The sequence below is a fragment of the Aeromicrobium erythreum genome (genome assembly GCF_001509405.1).
GTDB lineage: Bacteria > Actinomycetota > Actinomycetes > Propionibacteriales > Nocardioidaceae > Aeromicrobium > Aeromicrobium erythreum.
In genome coordinates this window covers 1,860,349-1,878,742 of the sequence record NZ_CP011502.1, presented here as the reverse complement: position 1 = coordinate 1,878,742, position 18,394 = coordinate 1,860,349, and the positions used below count along the sequence as shown (strand labels likewise).

General features: G+C 72.3%; 18 protein-coding genes. 6 read left to right on the top strand and 12 right to left on the bottom strand.

Features of this window, described 5'->3' with window-relative positions:
* Position 1: 1 nt before the first annotated feature.
* From Aeryth_RS08870 to Aeryth_RS08845, 6 genes are all read right to left on the bottom strand, one after another.
* Complete coding sequence (locus Aeryth_RS08870; RefSeq protein ID WP_067857424.1) at positions 2-376, bottom strand: RNA polymerase-binding protein RbpA; 375 nt, start codon at positions 374-376, stop codon at positions 2-4.
* Positions 377-438: 62 nt separating this feature from the next.
* Positions 439-1,764: an MFS transporter gene (locus tag Aeryth_RS08865; RefSeq protein ID WP_067857421.1), complete on the bottom strand. Its 1,326-nt coding sequence runs from the start codon at positions 1,762-1,764 to the stop codon at positions 439-441.
* Complete coding sequence (locus Aeryth_RS08860; protein ID WP_067857418.1) at positions 1,751-2,536, bottom strand: glycerophosphodiester phosphodiesterase family protein; 786 nt, start codon at positions 2,534-2,536, stop codon at positions 1,751-1,753. Before Aeryth_RS08860 ends, Aeryth_RS08865 begins: the two co-directional genes overlap by 14 nt.
* 61 nt (positions 2,537-2,597) lie before the next feature.
* Positions 2,598-4,133: a UDP-N-acetylglucosamine 1-carboxyvinyltransferase gene (locus Aeryth_RS08855; RefSeq protein ID WP_067857415.1), complete on the bottom strand. Its 1,536-nt coding sequence runs from the start codon at positions 4,131-4,133 to the stop codon at positions 2,598-2,600.
* A gap of 38 nt (positions 4,134-4,171) precedes the next feature.
* Positions 4,172-5,140: a DMT family transporter gene (locus tag Aeryth_RS08850; RefSeq protein ID WP_067857412.1), complete on the bottom strand. Its 969-nt coding sequence runs from the start codon at positions 5,138-5,140 to the stop codon at positions 4,172-4,174.
* Between the two features lies 1 nt (position 5,141).
* Positions 5,142-5,801: an MBL fold metallo-hydrolase gene (locus Aeryth_RS08845; RefSeq protein ID WP_067857409.1), complete on the bottom strand. Its 660-nt coding sequence runs from the start codon at positions 5,799-5,801 to the stop codon at positions 5,142-5,144.
* 67 nt (positions 5,802-5,868) lie between these two features.
* Between Aeryth_RS08845 and Aeryth_RS08840 the strand changes: the two genes are divergently transcribed.
* Positions 5,869-6,762: an alpha/beta hydrolase gene (locus tag Aeryth_RS08840; RefSeq protein ID WP_067857406.1), complete on the top strand. Its 894-nt coding sequence runs from the start codon at positions 5,869-5,871 to the stop codon at positions 6,760-6,762.
* Between the two features lie 41 nt (positions 6,763-6,803).
* Positions 6,804-7,598 carry an alpha/beta fold hydrolase gene (locus Aeryth_RS08835; protein WP_067857403.1) on the top strand — a complete coding sequence of 265 codons (795 nt, stop codon included), beginning with the start codon at positions 6,804-6,806 and terminating at the stop codon, positions 7,596-7,598.
* 27 nt (positions 7,599-7,625) lie between these two features.
* Here Aeryth_RS08835 and Aeryth_RS08830 read toward each other — a convergent pair whose 3' ends face one another.
* Genes Aeryth_RS08830 through Aeryth_RS08820 form a run of 3 tightly spaced genes read right to left on the bottom strand, consistent with a single transcriptional unit; the run spans position 7,626 to position 9,613 of the window.
* Positions 7,626-8,012: a low affinity iron permease family protein gene (locus tag Aeryth_RS08830; protein WP_067857400.1), complete on the bottom strand. Its 387-nt coding sequence runs from the start codon at positions 8,010-8,012 to the stop codon at positions 7,626-7,628.
* Between the two features lie 9 nt (positions 8,013-8,021).
* The gene (locus tag Aeryth_RS08825) at positions 8,022-9,194 is read right to left on the bottom strand and encodes an MFS transporter (protein WP_067857397.1); all 1,173 of its coding nucleotides are present in this window, start codon (positions 9,192-9,194) and stop codon (positions 8,022-8,024) included.
* Complete coding sequence (locus Aeryth_RS08820) at positions 9,191-9,613, bottom strand: DoxX family protein (protein WP_067857394.1); 423 nt, start codon at positions 9,611-9,613, stop codon at positions 9,191-9,193. Before Aeryth_RS08820 ends, Aeryth_RS08825 begins: the two co-directional genes overlap by 4 nt.
* A 748-nt stretch (positions 9,614-10,361) precedes the next feature.
* Here Aeryth_RS08820 and Aeryth_RS08815 point away from each other — a divergent pair.
* Together Aeryth_RS08815 and Aeryth_RS08810 are read left to right on the top strand one after the other, a co-directional pair.
* Positions 10,362-12,722 (top strand): ATP-binding cassette domain-containing protein, encoded by a 2,361-nt coding sequence (locus Aeryth_RS08815; RefSeq protein WP_067857391.1) that lies wholly within the window; start codon positions 10,362-10,364, stop codon positions 12,720-12,722.
* Positions 12,719-13,657 (top strand): DMT family transporter, encoded by a 939-nt coding sequence (locus Aeryth_RS08810; protein ID WP_067857388.1) that lies wholly within the window; start codon positions 12,719-12,721, stop codon positions 13,655-13,657. Before Aeryth_RS08815 ends, Aeryth_RS08810 begins: the two co-directional genes overlap by 4 nt.
* Here the strand turns inward: Aeryth_RS08810 and Aeryth_RS18275 are convergent.
* Complete coding sequence (locus Aeryth_RS18275) at positions 13,641-15,386, bottom strand: GNAT family N-acetyltransferase (protein WP_067861529.1); 1,746 nt, start codon at positions 15,384-15,386, stop codon at positions 13,641-13,643. The genes Aeryth_RS08810 and Aeryth_RS18275 overlap by 17 nt on opposite strands.
* 143 nt (positions 15,387-15,529) lie before the next feature.
* Between Aeryth_RS18275 and Aeryth_RS08800 the strand changes: the two genes are divergently transcribed.
* Together Aeryth_RS08800 and Aeryth_RS08795 are read left to right on the top strand one after the other, a co-directional pair.
* The gene (locus tag Aeryth_RS08800; protein ID WP_067857385.1) at positions 15,530-16,330 is read left to right on the top strand and encodes an alpha/beta fold hydrolase; all 801 of its coding nucleotides are present in this window, start codon (positions 15,530-15,532) and stop codon (positions 16,328-16,330) included.
* Positions 16,331-16,545: 215 nt separating this feature from the next.
* The gene (locus Aeryth_RS08795) at positions 16,546-16,725 is read left to right on the top strand and encodes a hypothetical protein (protein ID WP_144433736.1); all 180 of its coding nucleotides are present in this window, start codon (positions 16,546-16,548) and stop codon (positions 16,723-16,725) included.
* 5 nt (positions 16,726-16,730) lie between these two features.
* On the opposite strand, the gene Aeryth_RS08790 is transcribed toward Aeryth_RS08795, so the two are convergent.
* Positions 16,731-17,810, bottom strand: coding sequence for an SDR family oxidoreductase (locus Aeryth_RS08790; protein WP_083516365.1), 1,080 nt, complete (start codon positions 17,808-17,810; stop codon positions 16,731-16,733).
* 91 nt (positions 17,811-17,901) lie between these two features.
* Positions 17,902-18,366, bottom strand: coding sequence for an Lrp/AsnC family transcriptional regulator (locus tag Aeryth_RS08785; protein ID WP_067857376.1), 465 nt, complete (start codon positions 18,364-18,366; stop codon positions 17,902-17,904).
* Positions 18,367-18,394 lie beyond the last annotated feature (28 nt).

The window sequence follows — 18,394 nt, the reverse complement described above, 5'->3', positions numbered from 1 at the left end:
GTCAGGCGGACTTCTTCTTGCGGCGGTGCAGGTGGGGCGGTCCGATCTCGCCGGAGCGCAGCAGCTCCAGGCGCTCGGTGAGGATCTCCTCCAGCTCGGTCTCCGAGCGGCGCTCCAGCAGCATGTCCCAGTGGGTACGTGCCGCCTTCTCCTCCTTCTTCTCCGGCGCGGTGCCGTCGCGAAGTCGGCCGATGCGACCCGTCTTCGGGTCCTCCCACTCGTAGGGGATCTCGGCCTCGTCGGACATCACGACCAGGAAGCTGTGTCCGTCGTCGCAGACGTACTCGATCTCCTGACGAGGGGCCATCTCGACCCCGCGCTCGTCCTCGAAGCTCTGGGCGCCCAGCCGGGCCCCCCGCAGTGCTCGTTCAGCCATGGGTCACTCCTCTCGTAGGTGACAACGTAGGTCACCCCCTTGAGATTCCCCTGAGGAGCGGGTCAGCGCATCTCGAGTGCCTTGTCGCGCAGCTGCGCCGGGACGAGCAGCAGGGCGACCAGGCCCAGGCCGAGCACGAGGATGAGCCCGAGGATGCCCCAGCGGTCGTCGCCGCCGACGAAGGCGAACAGGCCGAAGAAGGTCGGGGCGAGGAACGACGCGGCCCGCCCGGTCATCGCGTAGAGGCCGAAGTTCTGGCCCTCCTTGCCCGGGGCCGTGAGACGTGCGAGGTACGTGCGCGACGCCGACTGCGCCGGACCGACGAAGAGGCACAGCAGCAGGCCGAAGACCCAGAACCCGGCCGTGCCGTGCACGAAGACGAGCACCACGCCGACGACGATGAGGGACACCAGCGAGAAGACGATGACGCGCCGCGGGCCGAGGCGGTCGTCGAGCCGACCCGCGACGATCGCGCCGCCTGCCGCGGCGACGTTGGCGGCGATCGCGAAGTAGATGACCGTGTCGCTGGTGAACCCGTACACCGACACGGCGATGACGCCGCCGAAGGTGAACACGCCCGCGAGGCCGTCGCGGAACAGGGCGCTCGCGAGGAGGAACTGCAGGGTCACGCGGTCGTCGCGCCACATGGCGCGCAGCTCGGCGAACAGCACCCGGTAGGACTCGACGAAGCCGGCCCGGGGGAGCGGACTGGCCTCCGCCGGCAGCTCCGGCACGGCCAGCAGCACGGGGAGGGCGAACACGAGGAACCAGGCCGCCGAGACGACCGCGACGACGCGGATGTTGAGGCCCTCGTCGGTCGACACGCCCAGCAGGCCGCCGTCGCCGCTGATGAAGCCGAGGAACACGACGAGCAGGAGCACGATGCCGCCGAGGTAGCCGAACCCCCAGCCGATGCCGGAGACCCGGCCCACCGTCGCCGGCGTGGACACCTGGCGCAGCATCGCGAAGTAGGGCACCTGGGCGAGCTCGAAGAGCACCGTGCCGACCGCCAGGAGCAGCAGGCCCAGCCACAGGTGGTGGTAGTCGTCCTTGACGAAGAACATCAGCGCCATGCAGGTGACCACCGCGCCGGTGAGGAGCGCGAGGGAGCGCTTGCGGCGGCCGCCGCCGTCGGAGCGTTGGCCGAGGACCGGCGCGAGCACGGCGATGACCAGCGATGCGGCGGCGATGGACCAGGCGAGCCAGGTGCTCGGCGAGACGGGGCCCGGCAGCCCCTTGCCGACGCTGTCGGTGAGGTAGACCGAGAAGACGAACGTGACGATGACGGCGTTGAAGGCTGCGGACCCCCAGTCCCACAACGACCAGGCGACGACCTGGCCGGGGCGGGTGCGCCCGGCGACGACGTCGCCGGTCTCAGTGCTGCTCATCGGGCCAGCTCCCTCGTTCGTCCAGGACGTCGCGCAGGACGTCGGGCCGGTCGGTGACGATCCCGTCGACGCCGATCTCGAGCAACATTCTCATCTCGTCGGGGTCATCGACGGTCCAGACGTGCACCTGCAGACCCGTCTCGTGCGCGCGGCGGACGAAGCGCGGGGTGACGACCGTGATCGGGCCCCGCCGTACGGGCACCTGCACGCAGTGCACGCCCCGACGTGCCGCGAGCCGGCGGACCCAGCGCGTCGGACCGAGCTTGAGCGCGGCGATCTCCAACGGTCCGCCCGAGCGGGCCGCGTCGGGGCAGAGCGCGCGGAGGCGGCCGAGGCGGGCCCCGGAGAACGACGCGAGGCACACGCGGTCCTCGGCGCGCGCCTCCTGCACGACCTGCACCGTCGCCTCCACGGCGCCGTCGGCCTTGACGTCGATGTTGAATCGGGCGTCGGGCAGCGTCGCGAGGAGGTCGGCGAGGCGGGGGACCGGCTCCCGTCCGGCCACCGGCACGCGGTCGATCTCGGCCGACGTCAGCGCGGCGATCGGCGTCCCGACGCCCGTCATGCGGCCGAGGTGCTCGTCGTGGAAGGCGTACACGACACCGTCGGCCGAGACGTGGACGTCGGTCTCGAGGAAGACGTAGCCGAGGGCCACGGCGTTGCGGAACGCCGTCAGCGTGTTCTCGATGCCGTCGTTCGCCGGGAGTCCGGCTCCTCCCCGGTGCGCGAGCGCGAGGGGGAGGGGCGCGTCGAGGTACGGGTGCGGGGACACGGCGACCACGCTAGCCCGACCCGGGGGCAGCGCGGGCGCGCCGCGCGCCCGACGCCGACGCTCAGATGTCGCGGAAGGTCTCGATCTGGGCGCCGAGGGCGTTGAGGCGCTCGGCGAGGTCCTCGTAGCCGCGGTTGATCACGTAGACGCTGCGCAGGACCGACGTGCCCTTCGCCGCGAGCATGGCGAGCAGGATGACGACGGCGGGCCGCAGTGCCGGCGGGCACACGATCTCGGTGCCGCTCCAGTGCGTGGGGCCGTCGACCAGCACGCGGTGCGGGTCGAGCAGCTTCACGCGCGCGCCGAGCTTGTTCAGCTCGGTCAGGTAGATGGCGCGGTTCTCATAGACCCAGTCGTGCAGGAGCGTCTGGCCCTGCGCGGTCGCCGCGATGACGGCGAAGAACGGCAGGTTGTCGATGTTGAGGCCCGGGAAGGGCATCGGGTGCACCTTGTCGATCGGCGCGCGCAGGTCCGACGGGTAGGTCGTGATGTCGACCAGTCGGGTCTGTCCGTTCTCGGCGGCGTACTCGGCGCTGCGGTCGTAGCGGAAGCCCATCTCCTCCAGCAGCGCGAGCTCGATCTCCATGAACTCGATCGGCACGCGGCGCACGGTGATGCTCGACTGCGTGACGATGGCCGCTGCGATGAGGCTCATCGCCTCGATCGGGTCCTCGCTCGGGGCGTAGTCGACGTCGGTGTTGATGCGCGGCTTGCCGGTCACGCGCAGCGTCGTCGTGCCGATGCCCTCGATGCCGACGCCGAGCTTCTCGAGGAAGAAGCAGAGGTCCTGCACCATGTAGTTCGGGCTGGCGTTGCGGATGACGGTGACGCCGTCGTAGCGGGCCGCCGCGAGCAGCGCGTTCTCGGTGACGGTGTCGCCGCGCTCGGTGAGCACGATCGGCCGCTCCGGCCCGACGCCACGGGCGGCGTCGACGTGGTAGCTGCCCTCCGTGGCGACGACCTTCAGGCCGAAGGGGCGCAGGGCCGTCATGTGCGGCTCGACGGTGCGGGTGCCGAGGTCGCAGCCGCCCGCGTACGGCAGCTCGAACTGGTCGACCCGGTGCATGAGCGGGCCGAGGAACATGATGATGCTGCGGGTGCGTCGGGCCGCGGCCTCGTCCATCGCCGCGAGGTCGAGCTGGGCGGGCACGACGAGCTCGAGGTCGCCCTCGTCGCCGAGCCACCGGGTGCGGACGCCGATCGACGACAGCACCTCGAGCAGGCGGTTGACCTCCTCGATCCGCGCGACCTTCCGCAGGATCGTGGTGCCCTCGTTGAGCAGGGAGGCGCAGAGCAGGGCGACCCCGGCGTTCTTGCTCGACTTCACGTCGATCGCACCGGACAGCTGCGTGCCGCCCTTGACCCGCAGGTGGCTCGGGCCGGACGTGCCGACGCTCACGATCTCGGAGTCGAGTGCGGTGCCGATCCGGGCGATCATCTCCAGCGTCAGGTTCTGCTGGCCCTTCTCGATCCGGTTCACCGCGCTCTGGCTGGTGCGCAGCTCCGTCGCCAGCTCCGACTGCGTCAGCCCACTGTGCTGACGAGCGTCGCGGATGAGGGTGCCGATACGGGCCAGGTAGTCGTCTCGTGCGCTCACCCCACCAGGCTATCTCACAAGTGAGATAGGACAAGCACTCAGGTGCGGCGCCGTGTCGCCAGCGCGACGACCACGCCGACGACCGCCAACAGGCCGCCCAGCAGGCCCAGCCAGGACACGTCGACGGAAGGATCGAGCACCTCGATCACCTCCGCGGCGACCACCTGGCCGGCGATCGAGCAGAGCCCGAGGACCAGCACGCCGTGGATCTGCACGGCGACGGCGGAGATGGCGATGAAGCCGATGCCGAGCACGCCTCCGACGTAGTACCACCACTGCGAGGGGAACCCGTCGACGTGCCCCGGCGCGAGGAAGCTGACGAGGAGCAGCACCAGCAGCGCCGACGTGCCGACCAGGAAGTTGTTCCAGGTGGTGACCAGCGGTCCGCCGACCGCGGAGATCTTCCCGTTGAAGGCCTGCTGCACCGCCTGCAGGCACCCGGCCACGAGGGCGAGCGAGGCAAGGAGCAGCGACAGGCCGAGGTGGCTGCCGTCGAGGTCGCCGAGGACCTTCACGGTCACGGCGGCCACGGCGAACAGGGCAGCCACCGCCCGCGGTCGCGAGACGGGCTCGTGCCCGCCTGGCCCGAGCCCCACGTGGTCGACCACGAGCGAGGCCACCGACTGGCCCGCCGTGAACGCGACGATGAACAGCGCGACGCCGATGACGCCGACGGCGATGCCCTGGGACGCCACGAAGAACGCCCCGCCCAGCCCGCCGAGCAGGTGCACCGGCCGCAGTCGCGGGCGGTCGGCGCCGTCGGCAGGATCGCGCAACGCGTCGAGGACGCGACGCAGGCCGGCGCGCCGACGCGGGTGCGACAGCACGACGGCGCTCAGCAGGACCAGGCCGCTGCCGAAGCTGACGACCGCGGCCAGGGCGCCCGCCCGGAGGCCGTCGCCGAGCTGACCGGCGAGCGAGGCGTTGACGCGCGACTGCAGCGTGATGAGGGCGCCGACCAGCAGCATGAGCGGGACCGTGGCGGCCCGCAGGACGGGGTGCTCCACCTCAGACGTCGAGGCTCTGGCCGGGCGTCAGTCGGTGCGCGCGGTCGGCGTCGACCCCACCGAAGTTCACGACGTGGTTCCAGTACACGCCGTAGGCGACCTCGGAGATCGTCGCGTCGTGGATCGGCAGCAGGTTCGACGGCGACACCGTCTGCAGGAACTCGACGGTGTCGGCGATACGGGCCCACGGCGCGCTGAGCGGGAGGGCGAGGACGTCGACCCCGTCCGGGATCGACGCGTAGGAGTCGCCCGGGTGGAACAGGCGCACGCGGCCCCCGTCGGCCGACGGTCCCTCCACGAGGAGACCGACGTTCGCGACGACGGGCAGCGCCGGGAGGATCACGGCGTGCCGCTCGCCGACGCCGGTGAGGGTGAGGTCGCCGATCTCGGTGACGTGACCGGCGCGGTGGGCCTGCCACGGCTCGCCCTGCTGCTCCGCGGTCTCGGGGTCGGCCACGAAGAGCGCCTGCGGGTTCGCCTCGACGAGCTCGCGCGCCCGGTCAGGGTGCAGGTGGTCGGGGTGCTGGTGCGTGACGACGACGGCATCGAGGTCGCGCGCGGTGAACGCGTCGTCGAGGCTGAAGGCGCCGGGGTCGACGAGCACACGTGCTCGATCGGTCTCCAGCAGCAGGGCGGCGTGCCCGAGTCGGGTGATCCTCACCCCTCCATCATGCCCGCGTCCCTCACGGCCCGCCCATCCGTCCACCACCCGGCCACGAACGAGGGTCATGGGCCTCTACGCCGACGCGACCGCGCTCCTGATGAACCTCACCGCACCCCTGACGGTGCGCTACGGCGACGCGCTGCAGCTCGTGCGCGACGAGGTCGACGACCCGAGCACCTGGCGGGTGCCGACGCGCCACGGCCAGGTGCGGTGCTTCGTGTACCGGCCGCGTCCGGGCCGCCGGGCGGCACCGTCGACCCCAGGTGCGTACGTGCACCTGCACGGCGGCGCGTTCCTCATGCGACACGCGGCGATGGACGACTTCTTCGCCCGGTGGGTGGTCGCGACGACCGGTGCGGTCGTCGTGAACGTCGACTACGACGTGGCCCCGCGGCACCGGTACCCGGTGGCGCAGGAGCAGGCGCACGACGTGCTGCGGTGGGTCCAGGAGCACGGCCACGAGCGCGACGTCGACGGCACACGGGTCGTCGTGGGCGGATTCAGCGCCGGCGGCAACCTGGCCGCGTCGGCCTGCCTCCAGGCGCGCGACGCCGGCGAGCCGCCCGTGCGGCTGCAGCTGCTCGGCGTCCCGTCGCTCGACGTCTCGACCACCGTCAAGCCCGCGACGATCCCGCGGCCGATGATCGACGAGCGCATCGTCGGGCTCGTCCGAGCCACGTACTTCAAGGACGCCGCGCGACGCACGGAGCCCTACGCGTCGCCGCTCCTCGCCGACGACGTCTCCGGCCTGGCGCCCGCACTCGTGCTGACCGCGCAGCACGACGCGTTGCGCGCCGAGGGCGACGCGTACGCACAGCGCCTGTCCGATGCGGGCGTCGCCGTCGAGCACCACGTCGTGCCGGGCCAGGACCACTACTTCCTCGATCCCGGCGACCTCGACCAGGCACGTCACTGGATGCGGGTGATGTCCGAGGCGATCCTGCGCGCGCTGGACTGACCCGGTCGGGTCCCGTGGGCGCGCGGTCCTAGGCTGGGCGCGTGAGCGACGCCATCTACGCCCGCGAGGTGGGGGAGAGCGGCGAGCGCGTCGCGTTCCTGCACGGTCTGTTCGGCCAGGGCCGCAACTTCACGCAGGCGGCGAAGGCGCTGCAGCCCGAGCTGCGCTCCCTCCTCGTCGACCTGCCGAACCACGGTCACTCGCGCTGGACCGACACCGTCGACTACGTCGACGTCGCCGACCGGGTCGCGGCGTTCCTGCGGGAACGCTGGGTGGGCGGCGGTCGGACGCACCTCGTCGGGCACTCCATGGGCGGCAAGGTCGCGATGGTGCTCGCGCTGCGTCATCCCGAGCTCGTCGACCGGATCGTCGTCGTCGACATCGCCCCCGACCGCAGCGAGGGTGCCGACGAGTTCGTCCACCTGCTCGACAGCCTCGCGTCGCTCGACCTCGCGACCCTCGTGCGTCGCGGCGACGCCGACGAGCAGCTGCGCTCCCGCATCGACAACGACACCGTCCGCGGGTTCCTCCTGCAGAACCTGCGCAGCGTCCCGGCCGAGGAGGGAGGCGGCTTCCGCTGGCAGGCGAACCTCGACCTCCTGCGCCGCGACCTCGAGGTGATCGGCGGGTTCCCCGAGGTCGACGCGACCTTCGACCGTCCGGTGCTGTGGCTGGCGGGGGAGCGGTCGGCCTACGTGGGCCCGCAGCACGCCGAGCACATGCGGCGGCTCTTCCCCCGCACCCGGCTGGTCACGGTGAAGGGCGCCGGCCACTGGGTGCACTCCGAACGGCCCGAGGCCTTCGTGTCCGCCCTGCGGACGTTCCTGCTCGCCTGAGGTCGGCGCCCGACCGCGCGGTCTGGATCAGTGCCGGTCCTCCAGCCCGACCGCCTCGCGCAGCCGCGTGACCGACTCGGCCAGGCGCTCGTCGTCGCGGGCCCGCGACTCCATGAGGTCGGCGATCGCCTCGGCGAGCACGTTGAGCTTCTCCTGCGACGCCTCCTCGGTCCGACGCCCGGCGTTCTCGAGCAGCGCCAGCAGGAACAGCGACTGCACGCTCGCCACGGTGTGGATCGCCACCTGCCACGACTTCAGGTCCGGCCAGAACGGCACGCTCACGAGCCAGGCCACCACGATGGCGGCGCACAGCAGGAAGAACGGTCCCCTGGAGACGAAGCCCTGCGTCGCCTCCACGAACCGGTCGAACACGGAACGGTCGTCCTGGCCGCGTGCGGCCTCCTCGGTACCCATGACCGGAGGCTAGGCCCGGCGCGCCTCCCGCGCAGCAGGGACGACGAGGGCTGACGGCACGAGGAGCACCGCCACGACGAGCAGCGCGTCGAGGGTGCCGACGTGGTCGGCCACGAAGCCGATGAGCGGGGGACCGGCGAGGAACGCCGTGTAGCCGATCGTCGACACGACGCTCACGCGCGCGGCGGCGCGTCGGGGGTCGTCGGCGGCGGCGCTCATGCCGACCGGGAAGCCCAGCGAGGCGCCGAGCCCCCAGAGCGCCACGCCGACCATCGCGACGACGACGTTGCCGGCGAGCACCGTGAGCAGCACGCCGACACCGGCGAGCGTCATCGTCGACCACAGGACGGCGACACGTCCGTACCGGTCGAGCACCGACGTGCCGACGACGCGTCCCGCTGTCATGGCCGTGACGAACAGCCCGAAGCCGAGCGCGCCCGCCCAGTCGGGCAGGTCGTAGCCGTCGACGAGCGCCACGGTGAGCCAGTCGTTGGCCGTCCCCTCCGTGAGGGCGAGCGCCAGGACCATGAGGCCCACCAGCAGCGTGCGCGGCTCCAGCCAGGCGGAGCCGGCCGCGGGCGCGTCGTCGTCCTCGCTCGCCTCCTCGCCCGGCAGGAACGCGCGGACCACCCAGACCACGACCACGACGGCGGGCGCGGCGACGAGCCCCAGGTGCACCCAGAGCGCCAGGTCGGCGGCTGCGGCAGCGGCTCCCGCGCCTGCACCCAGGACCGTGCCGAGGCTGAACGCGGCGTGGAAGCGCGGCATGATCGTCCGGCCGAGGTCGTGCTCGACGCGAGCGCCGTGCAGGTTCATGGCGACGTCCCACGTGCCCACGCCGAAGCCGAAGACGACGAGCGCCGGCGCCACGGCGAGCGCGGTGGCGTGCTCCACCGCGAGCGCACCGCACACCTGGGCCACTGCGACGGCGACGACGCCCGCAGTCACGACGGCGCGCGCGCCGAAGCGCTCGGCGAGCCGTCCCGCCACGGGGAGACCGGTCAGCGAGCCCAGCGAGAGCGCCAGGAGCAGCAGCCCCAGACGGCCGGGGGTGAGCCCGAGCTCGTCGCGCACGAGCGGCAGCCGCGACATCCACGACGCGACCATGAAGCCGTTCACTGTGAAGACGACGGCGACGGCAGTGCGGGCCCGTACGAGCGGTGTCGTCGCTGTCGTCGTCATGCCCGACCCTCCTCGTCGCGCTGCCGAGGCCAGGCGCCGGTGCTCCACAGCGCCCACAGGACGAGCAGCGGCTGGAAGAACAGCCGCGTGAGCCGCGCACCGTCGGAGTCGAGCCCGAACGCGTCGACCCCCTCCACGTACTGGGCGACGTTGCCGGGGAAGACCGCCACGAAGAGTCCGGCGACGAGCCAACCCACCAGCGGACGTCGAGCTCGCGGCGCGAGCAGCACCGCCGCACCCAAGGCCAGCTCGACCGCACCCGACACGAGCACCGTGACGTCGGCGTCGACCGGGAACCACGACGGCACCTGCGCGTGGAACTCCTGCCTCGCCACCACGTGCGCCACCCCCGCCACCACGAGGAACGCACCCAGCAGCAGACGACCGACGGGGCGGGGGAGGGAGGTGGGTGCTGTCACCGGACGAGGATGTCAGGTGGGTGGGGCTGGACGCGCGCGGGTGGGCGTGGTCGTGTGCCTGCTGGTGCGCTGCCTGCGGGGGTTTGGTCCTGCTGGTGCGTTGCCTGCGGGGGTCGTGGGCTTGCTCGTGCGCTGCCTCGGCTCGCGCTGTATCTGGTCTCCGAAAGGGCCCCGACCGGCAGCGGGCCTGGGGTGTCTTCGGGTCTCGGGGTCTGGCTTCGGCCTGTGGGTGACGCACGATTCTTCGTTTCTGCGTTCTTGACCCACCGTTCTGCGTTGGCGCGTCCTATCGGTGGATCTGCAACCGCAGGAGCGTTTTTGCGGTTGAGAATCCACCGACGGTGAGCGTCGCTTCGGAACGATTCTGCTTTCGGGTGGACCGTTTCATCCGAAAGCAGAATCGTTCGTCACCCCAACGCAAAGGGCACCCACGATTCGTCACCCACGCGTGCGAGGCCGAATGCTTCTGCGTTCACGACGGGATCCCGTGACAAACGCAGCATCCTTGGACCCCGACGCGCGAACGCAGAATCTTGCGTCAACCCCGTGCCCAACCCGCAGCCCGAGACCCCAGACCAGTGCCGTCGCCAGCCGCCCGGTCGAGGCCCTTTCGGAGACCAGACAGAGCGAACGCCGAGGCAGCGCACCAGCAGGACCAGACCACCCGTGGCAGCGCACCAGCAACACACCCCCGAGCACACTCCGAAGCACGTGACCACCCACCGCCGCCGTCGCTAGCCTGAGCGACATGGCTCACACCGCTGACCGGCACGACGTCATCCGGGTGCAGGGTGCCCGGGAGAACAACCTGAGGGACGTGAGCGTCGACCTGCCGAAGCGACGGCTGACGGTGTTCACGGGGGTCTCGGGGTCGGGGAAGAGCTCGCTGGTGTTCGGGACGGTCGCGGCGGAGTCGCAGCGGCTGGTGAACGAGACGTACAGCGCGTTCCTGCAGGGGTTCATGCCGTCGCTGTCGCGTCCCGACGTCGACCACCTGGACGGGCTGACGACGGCGATCATCGTCGACCAGGAGCGGCTGGGGGCGAACCCGCGGTCGACGGTCGGCACCGCGACCGACGCGAGCACCATGCTCCGCATCCTGTTCAGCCGGATCGGCCAGCCCTACGTCGGCCCGCCCACCGCGTTCTCGTTCAACGTGCCGACGCGCACGGCGAGCGGTGTCATGACGACGGAGCGGGGCGGTCGCACGGAGAGACGCGTCGCGCGCAAGGAGGTCTACCTCGGCGGCATGTGCCCGCGCTGCGAGGGCATGGGCGCCGTCAGCGACTTCGACCTCACCGCGATCTACGACGCCGACAAGTCGCTCTCCGACGGGGCGCTGCTCGTCCCGGGCTACAGCATGGACGGGTGGTACGGACGCATCTTCTCCGGCGCGGGCCTGCCGATGGACGTGCCCGTCGGGCAGCTCACCGACGCCCAGCGCGAGAAGCTGCTGCGCGGGGAGCCCGAGAAGATCCGCGTCGACGGCGTCAACCTCACCTACGAGGGCGTGCTCACGAAGGTGCAGAAGTCGATGCTCAGCAAGGACGTCGAGGCGCTGCAGCCGCACGTCCGGCGCTTCGTCGAGCGTGCCGTCACGTTCACGACCTGCCCCGACTGCGGCGGCACCCGACTCACCGTCGGTGCCCTGTCGTCACGCATCAGAGGCAAGAACATCGCCGACCTCAGCGCGATGCAGGTCAGCGACCTCGCCGCATGGCTGCGTGACCTCGACGAGCCCTCCGTGGCCCCGCTCGTCGCCGGCCTGCAGCACGTCCTCGACGCGTTCACCGAGATCGGTCTCGGCTACCTGTCCCTCGACCGTCCCGCCGGCACGCTGTCGGGAGGCGAGGCGCAACGCACCAAGATGATCCGGCACCTCGGGTCGTCCCTCACCGACGTCACCTACGTCTTCGACGAGCCGACGGTCGGCCTGCACCCGCACGACGTCGAGCGGATGAACCGCCTGCTCCTGCAGCTGCGCGACAAGGGCAACACGGTGCTCGTCGTCGAGCACGAGCCGGAGACGATCCGCGTCGCCGACCACGTCGTCGACCTCGGGCCCGGAGCCGGGTCCGAGGGCGGCACGCTCTGCTACGAGGGTGACGTCGCGGGACTGCTCGCCAGCGGCACCGTCACCGGACGCCACCTCGACGACCGCGTGCCCCTGAAGGACGAGGTCCGCGCGCCCACCGGACGGCTCGAGGTGCGCGGCGCCTCCAGCCACAACCTGCGCGACGTCGACGTCGACGTGCCTCTCGGCGTGCTCTGCGCGGTGACGGGCGTGGCCGGCTCGGGCAAGAGCTCCCTGGTGCACGGGTCGATCGCCGCGCACGAGGGCGTCGTCGTCGTCGACCAGTCGCCCGTGAAGGGTTCGCGGCGCAGCAACCCGGCCACCTGGACGGGCCTGCTCGAACCGGTGCGGAAGGCGTTCGCGAAGGCCAACGGGGTCAAGCCGGCGCTGTTCAGCTCGAACTCCGAGGGAGCGTGCACCACCTGCGGCGGCGTGGGCGTCGTCATCACCGAGCTCGGTGTCATGGCGACCGTCGAGTCACCCTGCGAGGAGTGCGAGGGACGTCGCTTCCAGCCGTCGGTGCTCGTGCACACCCTCGGCGGCAGGAACATCGCCGAGGTGCTCGAGCTCTCGGCGGCCGAGGCCGCCAGCTTCTTCGCCGAGGGCGAGTCGCGCGTGCCGGCGGCGCAGAAGGTCGTGGCGCGGCTCGTCGACGTCGGGCTCGGCTACCTGACGCTCGGGCAACCGCTGTCGTCGCTGTCCGGCGGCGAGCGTCAGCGGCTCCGGCTGGCGGCGCAGCTGTCGGAGTCGGCCGAGGTGCTCGTGCTCGACGAGCCGACGACCGGACTCCACCTCGCCGACGTCGAGAACCTGCTGGCCCTGCTCGACCGCATCGTCGACGAGGGACGCTCGGTGGTCGTCGTGGAGCACCACCAGGCGGTGATGGCTCACGCCGACTGGGTGATCGACCTCGGCCCCGGCGCCGGCCACGACGGCGGGCGCATCGTCTTCGAGGGCACGCCCGCGCAGCTCGTGTCGTCGGGCAGCGGGCTCACCGCGCAGCACCTGGCGGCCTACCTCGGCACGTCCGGATGAGGGACGCACGTGCGGTCGGGGCGGTGCTGCTCGCGTCGCTCTGCTTCGCCACGACCGGCACCGCCCAGGCCCTCGCCGAGGTCGACGCCTCGCCCGTGGCGGTCGGCCTCGCCCGCATCGCGCTCGGCGGCGTGCTGCTCGGTGCCGTCGCCGTCCGGCTCGCGCGCGTGCCGTCGTCGTCGCGGGCCTCCACGACGGCGGAGGGGAGGGGCGCCTCGCTCCTCGGCCGGCTGCCTCCCGCCGCACTCGTCGCCGTCGGCGCGACCGGCGTCGTCGCCTACCAGCCGACGTTCTTCGAGGGCACCGAGCGCAACGGCGTCGCCGTGGGCACCGTGGTGGCGCTCGGGTCGGCACCGGTCGTCACGGGGGTGCTCGACGCGCTGCTGTCGCGGCGGGCACCGACGCTGCGGTGGTGCGTGGCCACCGTGCTCGCACTCCTGGGCGTCGTGTGCGTGGCCGGCCTGCTCGACGGGGGCGCCTCCACCGGCGCCGCGGTGCTCTGGTCGGTCGGGGCGGGCGGCTCGTACGCGCTCTACACGCTCGCCGCGAAGGAGCTCCTCGGTCGGGGCTGGTCCGCGGCGCGCACCATGGGGGTGCTCTTCGGCGTCGCGGGCGTCGTGAGCCTGCCCGTGCTGGCCGTCCTGGCTGGCGCGTGGCTCCTGACGCCCGCCGGCCTCGTCCTGGTGGTGTGGCTCGGCGTCGTGACCACGACCGTGGCGTACCTGCTGTTCGGCTGGGGGCTCGCCCGGCTGCCGGCGCCCGAGGTCGCCACCCTGACCCTCGCCGAGCCGCTGTGCGCGACGCTGCTCGGGGTCGGCCTGCTCGACGAGCGCCTCGGCCTCGTCGCCGGCGTCGGCCTGCTGGTGCTCGCCGCCGGCCTCGCGCTGCTGGCCACGGGAGCCCGCGAGCCTGCGGCCGTCAGAGGGGTCGTTTGAAGCCGACGTGGCTCGGCTCGTAGCCGAGCCGCTCGTAGAACCGGTGGGCCGCGTCGCGCGAGGTGTCGCTGGTGAGCTGGGAGAGTCGCGCGCCGCGGGCGCGACCGTGCTCGTGCGCCCACGCCATGAACGCGCCGCCCAGGCCGCGGCTGCGCCAGCGGGGCGCCACGCGGACCCCCTCCACCTGCATGCGCGTCGTCCCTCCGCGCGAGAGGCCGGGCAGGATGGTCAGCTGGGCCGTCGCGACGACCTCGTCGCCGTCGCGCACCACCACCACGAGCTGCGACGGGTCGCGCACCAGGGAGTCGAACGCCTCCTGGTAGACCGACGCCGTGCCGTGCTCGCGGGAGGCGCCGATCGGGTCGTCGGCGAGCAGCGCCACGATGGCGGGCACGTCGGCCCGCTCCGCCCGCTCGACGCGCAGTCGCTCGCCGTCGACCTCGAGGGTGGTCCCGGCGTCGCGAGCGGCTCGACGGACGCCGTCGACGACGGCGTCGAGCCAGCCGCCGACCGACCCGCGCGCCTCCGCGGTGTCGGGGTAGCGGCAGCGCAGGTGCACGCCGCCCTCGTCGAGCACGAACCACACCATGACCCCGTCGGTGCGCCCAGCTGCGCTGACGTACTGCGCCTCGAGGCCCACGTGGTCGACGTGCACCGGCAGCCGGCGCAGGTCGAGCCACGAGAACGCGAACATGCCGGGGGACTGGGGCATGCCGCCGTACGGGGCGAACACGTCGGCGAGCGGCCACGACCCGAGCCGGATCGCCTCCTTCACGGCAGCAGCGCAGGCGGTCGGGTCGGGGTCGGGGGAGTCGATCACCGCGTTCGTGATGAACCACCCGACCGCGTCGTGCCAGATCTCCTCGTAGCGACTGTGGACCGGGAAGACGGCGCGGAACGGCGCGTCGGCCAGCGACCGCGTGACCCGGGTCAGCACCGACGTCACCAGCGCCAGGGTCGAGACGCCCTGGGCCCGCGCCGCGCGCTCGAGCCAGGCCATCGCGTCGACGTCGAGCACGTCGCGCACCTCGACCCGTTCGAGCACCGGCGTGGTGACGTCGCCGAGGGGGAGGGGGAAGCGGGGCATGGTGTCGCCGCAGGCGCCGAGCACCTCGGCCCACCGGTCGCGGACGTCCTGCGGGGGTCGCTCGCGGCCGAGCAGCGACTCCGTGTGGCTCGAGAACGCGCGGGGGAGCACCTCCGACGCGGTGTGCCCGAGCTCGCGCAGGAGGTCGCGCACGACCACGAGCAGCGACCACATGTCGACGTGCGCGTGGTCGGACCCGATGACGACGGTGGGCCGGTCGTGCGACTGCACGACGCACAGCCGGTGCGACGGCCTCGACAGGGGCCGGCAGTGCTCGTCGAGCACCCCGCGGATCGCGTCGCTCAGGCGGGTGCCGGGTGCCATCGGGTGCTCGCGCCAGGACCCCGGCCCGACCTCGACCTCGTGCAGCTCGACGTCGCCGTCGTCGTCGAGGGAGAAGACGGTGTGCAGAGTGCCGTGCCGTCGCACGACGGCGAGCCAGGCCTCGGCGAGCCGGTCGAGGTCGACGTCGGGGAGCCGGACGGTGATCGCCATCCACGAGCCGGGGCGGTCGCCCTGACCGACGTGACGCTCCTGGTCGAAGGAGACCGGGAGGCGCTCGCCCGTGGCGCCGACGGTGAGGTCGTACCCCATCACGCGACCGAACGGGAGTCGCAGGTGGGCCACGTGGGTGAGCCGCATGGTCGTCACTCTAGGGCCGGCCCCGACGTCGCGCGCCCCGTCGGCCACTGCGTGTCTCGTCGCTCACAACGGGCGCTCGGAGGGCCGTCGGGGCCTTGCGCCGTCGTAGTCTGGGAGGTCCCGAGACCGAGGAGCCGCCCGCCATGTCGTCCGTGTCCGTGCCTGGAGCCGTCCTCGACGTCGACGTGCAGGGCGACGACGGTCCGGCGGTGGTCGTGCTCCACGGCCTCACGTCGAGCAGGCGCCGCGACGCGCTGCTGGGGCTCGACGTCGCCGCCCGTGTGCCGGGGGTGCGCCTGCTGCGCTACGACGCGCGAGGCCACGGACGCTCCACCGGCCGGACGGTCGTCGACGAGTACACGTGGCCACGGCTCGCCGACGACCTCGAACACGTGATCGAAAGCTTCTTCCCGGGGGAGCAGGTCCACGGGCTCGGCGGGTCCATGGGGACCGCGACGCTGCTGCACGCCGCGCTCAGGGACCCGGCACGGTTCGCCTCGCTCACGCTCATGATCCCGCCGACGGCCTGGGCGTCCCGCCGGGCCAAGGCTGCTGAGTACGAGGCGTCGGCGCGGCTCGTCGAGTCGTCGGGCGTCGACGCGTTCGTCGCACTGGCCGCCGACGCCGTCCCGCCGCCGGCGACGCACGGCCGCCCTGACACGGTGCCTGACGTCGACGAGACGCTGCTGCCCACCGTCCTGCGTGGCGCTGCGCGTTCGGACCTGCCGTCCACCGCGGCGCTGGCGACGCTCGACGTCCCGACCCAGCTGCTGGCCTGGACCGACGACCCGGCGCACCCGTTGAGCACCGCGCGGACGCTGCACGACCTGTGGCCGTCGAGCTCGCTCGTCGTCGCGACGACGCCCGACGACGTCCGCGCCTGGAGCGCGCTGCTGGCGGAGCACGTGCACCGTCACGACGTCGCCGTGCGCGCCGGCTCCTGAGCCCCTTCTGGAGCACACGATATCGATCCGATAATGCACATTATGTCAAGTAGTGTCGATCGTTGTGCCTCCCCCTGACCGCAAGACCTCTGCAGAACCTCTCTGGCCGACGTTCGTCGAGCCAAGTGCGTCCTTCACTGCGACCCTCGAGATGCGGGTGCGGAGGAGCCGCCACGCAGACCGGGTCGTCAGGGCGACGGATGGGAGCGGGCGCGATGTCGGTGCTGGGGATGCTGGGAGCCGTCGCGATGCTGGCGGGCATGATCGCGTTCGTCGGGCCCGCGACCCGGTTGGCCCTGACGGGCGCCGCGGGTTGGGTGACGTCGGAGAAGGTGCTCGTCGCAGCGTCGATCGCGCTGATGCTGTCGGGCGCGGTCTGCTTGACACGTCCCTGAGCACCTCAGGGCCGCGGGACGACGCGGGCCTGCTCGAGACGGTCGAACAGGTCGAGGAACGCCTGGAGCGTCGGCTGGTACCCCGTGAACCCGAGGACACGACTGCGGGTCATGTCGGCCAGGCACTCCATGTCGCGTCCGAGGTCGCCGTCGGTGTGCCACCAGGAGGCCACGCGGTCCACGTCGGCCTCCACCAGGCCGTCACGTTCGGCGATGCGTGACCACGTCGCTGCGGCGTCGGCCATCTGCTCCTCCAGCGGCCGCGGCTCGCCCTCGGAGCCCTCGGCGTCGACGCCCAGACGTGCGGCCAGCAGCGGCCACAGCCATCGCCAGCGGAAGACGTCGCCGTTGACGACGTTGAACGCCGTGTCGGCAGCGGCCGGTGTCGTGGCGGCCCACGCCAGGTGCTGGGCCAACAGGCCCGCGTCGGTCATGTCGGTCAGACCGTCCCACTGGGTCCGCGACCCAGGGAAGACCATCGGTCTCCCCTGCTCACGGCAGATCGCGGCCTGGACCGCGAGCGTCTGCCCCATGTTCATCGCGTTGCCCACTGCGGCGCCGATCACCGTGTGGGCGCGGTGCACCGACCACGTGAAGCCCGCCCGCTCCGCAGCGGCGAACAGCTCGTCCTCCTGGGCGTAGTAGAAGTTCGGGTACGGCAGCCGCGGCTCGTCCTCGCGGAACGGGGTGTCCGGCACCTCCCCCTTCCCGTACGCCTCGAACGGACCGAGGTAGTGCTTGAGACCCGTCACCAGCGCGACGTGCTGCACGCTGCCCGCCGCGTCGACGGCGGCCAGGAGGTCGCGCACCATGCGTCCGTTCACGCGGATGTTCGCGGCCTCGTCCTCCTGTCGCATCCAGGCCGTCACGAAGACGTGGGTCGGGGCGTGGGGCGCGAGCGACTCGCGCAGCGACGCCTCGTCGGTCAGGTCCGCCGCCACCCCGAGCACGCCGTCCACCGGCGCGCGACCGCTGCGCGACAGGCCGAGCACCTCCCAGCCCTGCTCGACCAGCTCCCGGCACAGTGCCGAGCCTGCGATGCCGGTGGCTCCTGCCACCAGCGCGGTCCGCGTCGTCTCTCCCATGTCCTCGACCCTAGGCACGTCGCGTCCGGCCTGCTCGGCGCGCGGCGGCCACGCAGCGTGCTCCGAAGGACGACTCCCTTCCTCCCCTCCCCTACGGAACCGGGACGGGCGACGGATCCTTCGTGACGCCGAACGCGAAGGTCGTCTCGATCGACGCGAGCGACGGGATGTCGCGGATCCTGTCGCGCAGCAGCTGCTCGTAGCTCGCGAACGACTCGGCGACCACCTTCAGCAGGTAGTCGTGGTCGCCCGCCAGGACGTACGCCTCGACCACCTCGGGCAGGCCCCGCAGCTCCGCCTCGACCGCCTCGACGGTGTCGGTCGCGTGCGACGACAGCCGCAGCCTGACGAACGCGGTGATGCTCAGCCCGACCTCCTGCTGCGCGACGACTGCGCGGTACCCGCTGATCACCCCCGCCGACTCCAGGGCCCGCACCCGGCGCAGGCAGGGCGACGGTGACAGGCCCACCCGGTCGGCGAGCTCCTGGTTGGTGAGCCGACCGTCCAGCTGCAGCTCGCGCAGGATCGATCGGTCGATGGCGTCGAAGCGGCTCATGTGGCAGATCCTGCCACGAGGCTGCAGT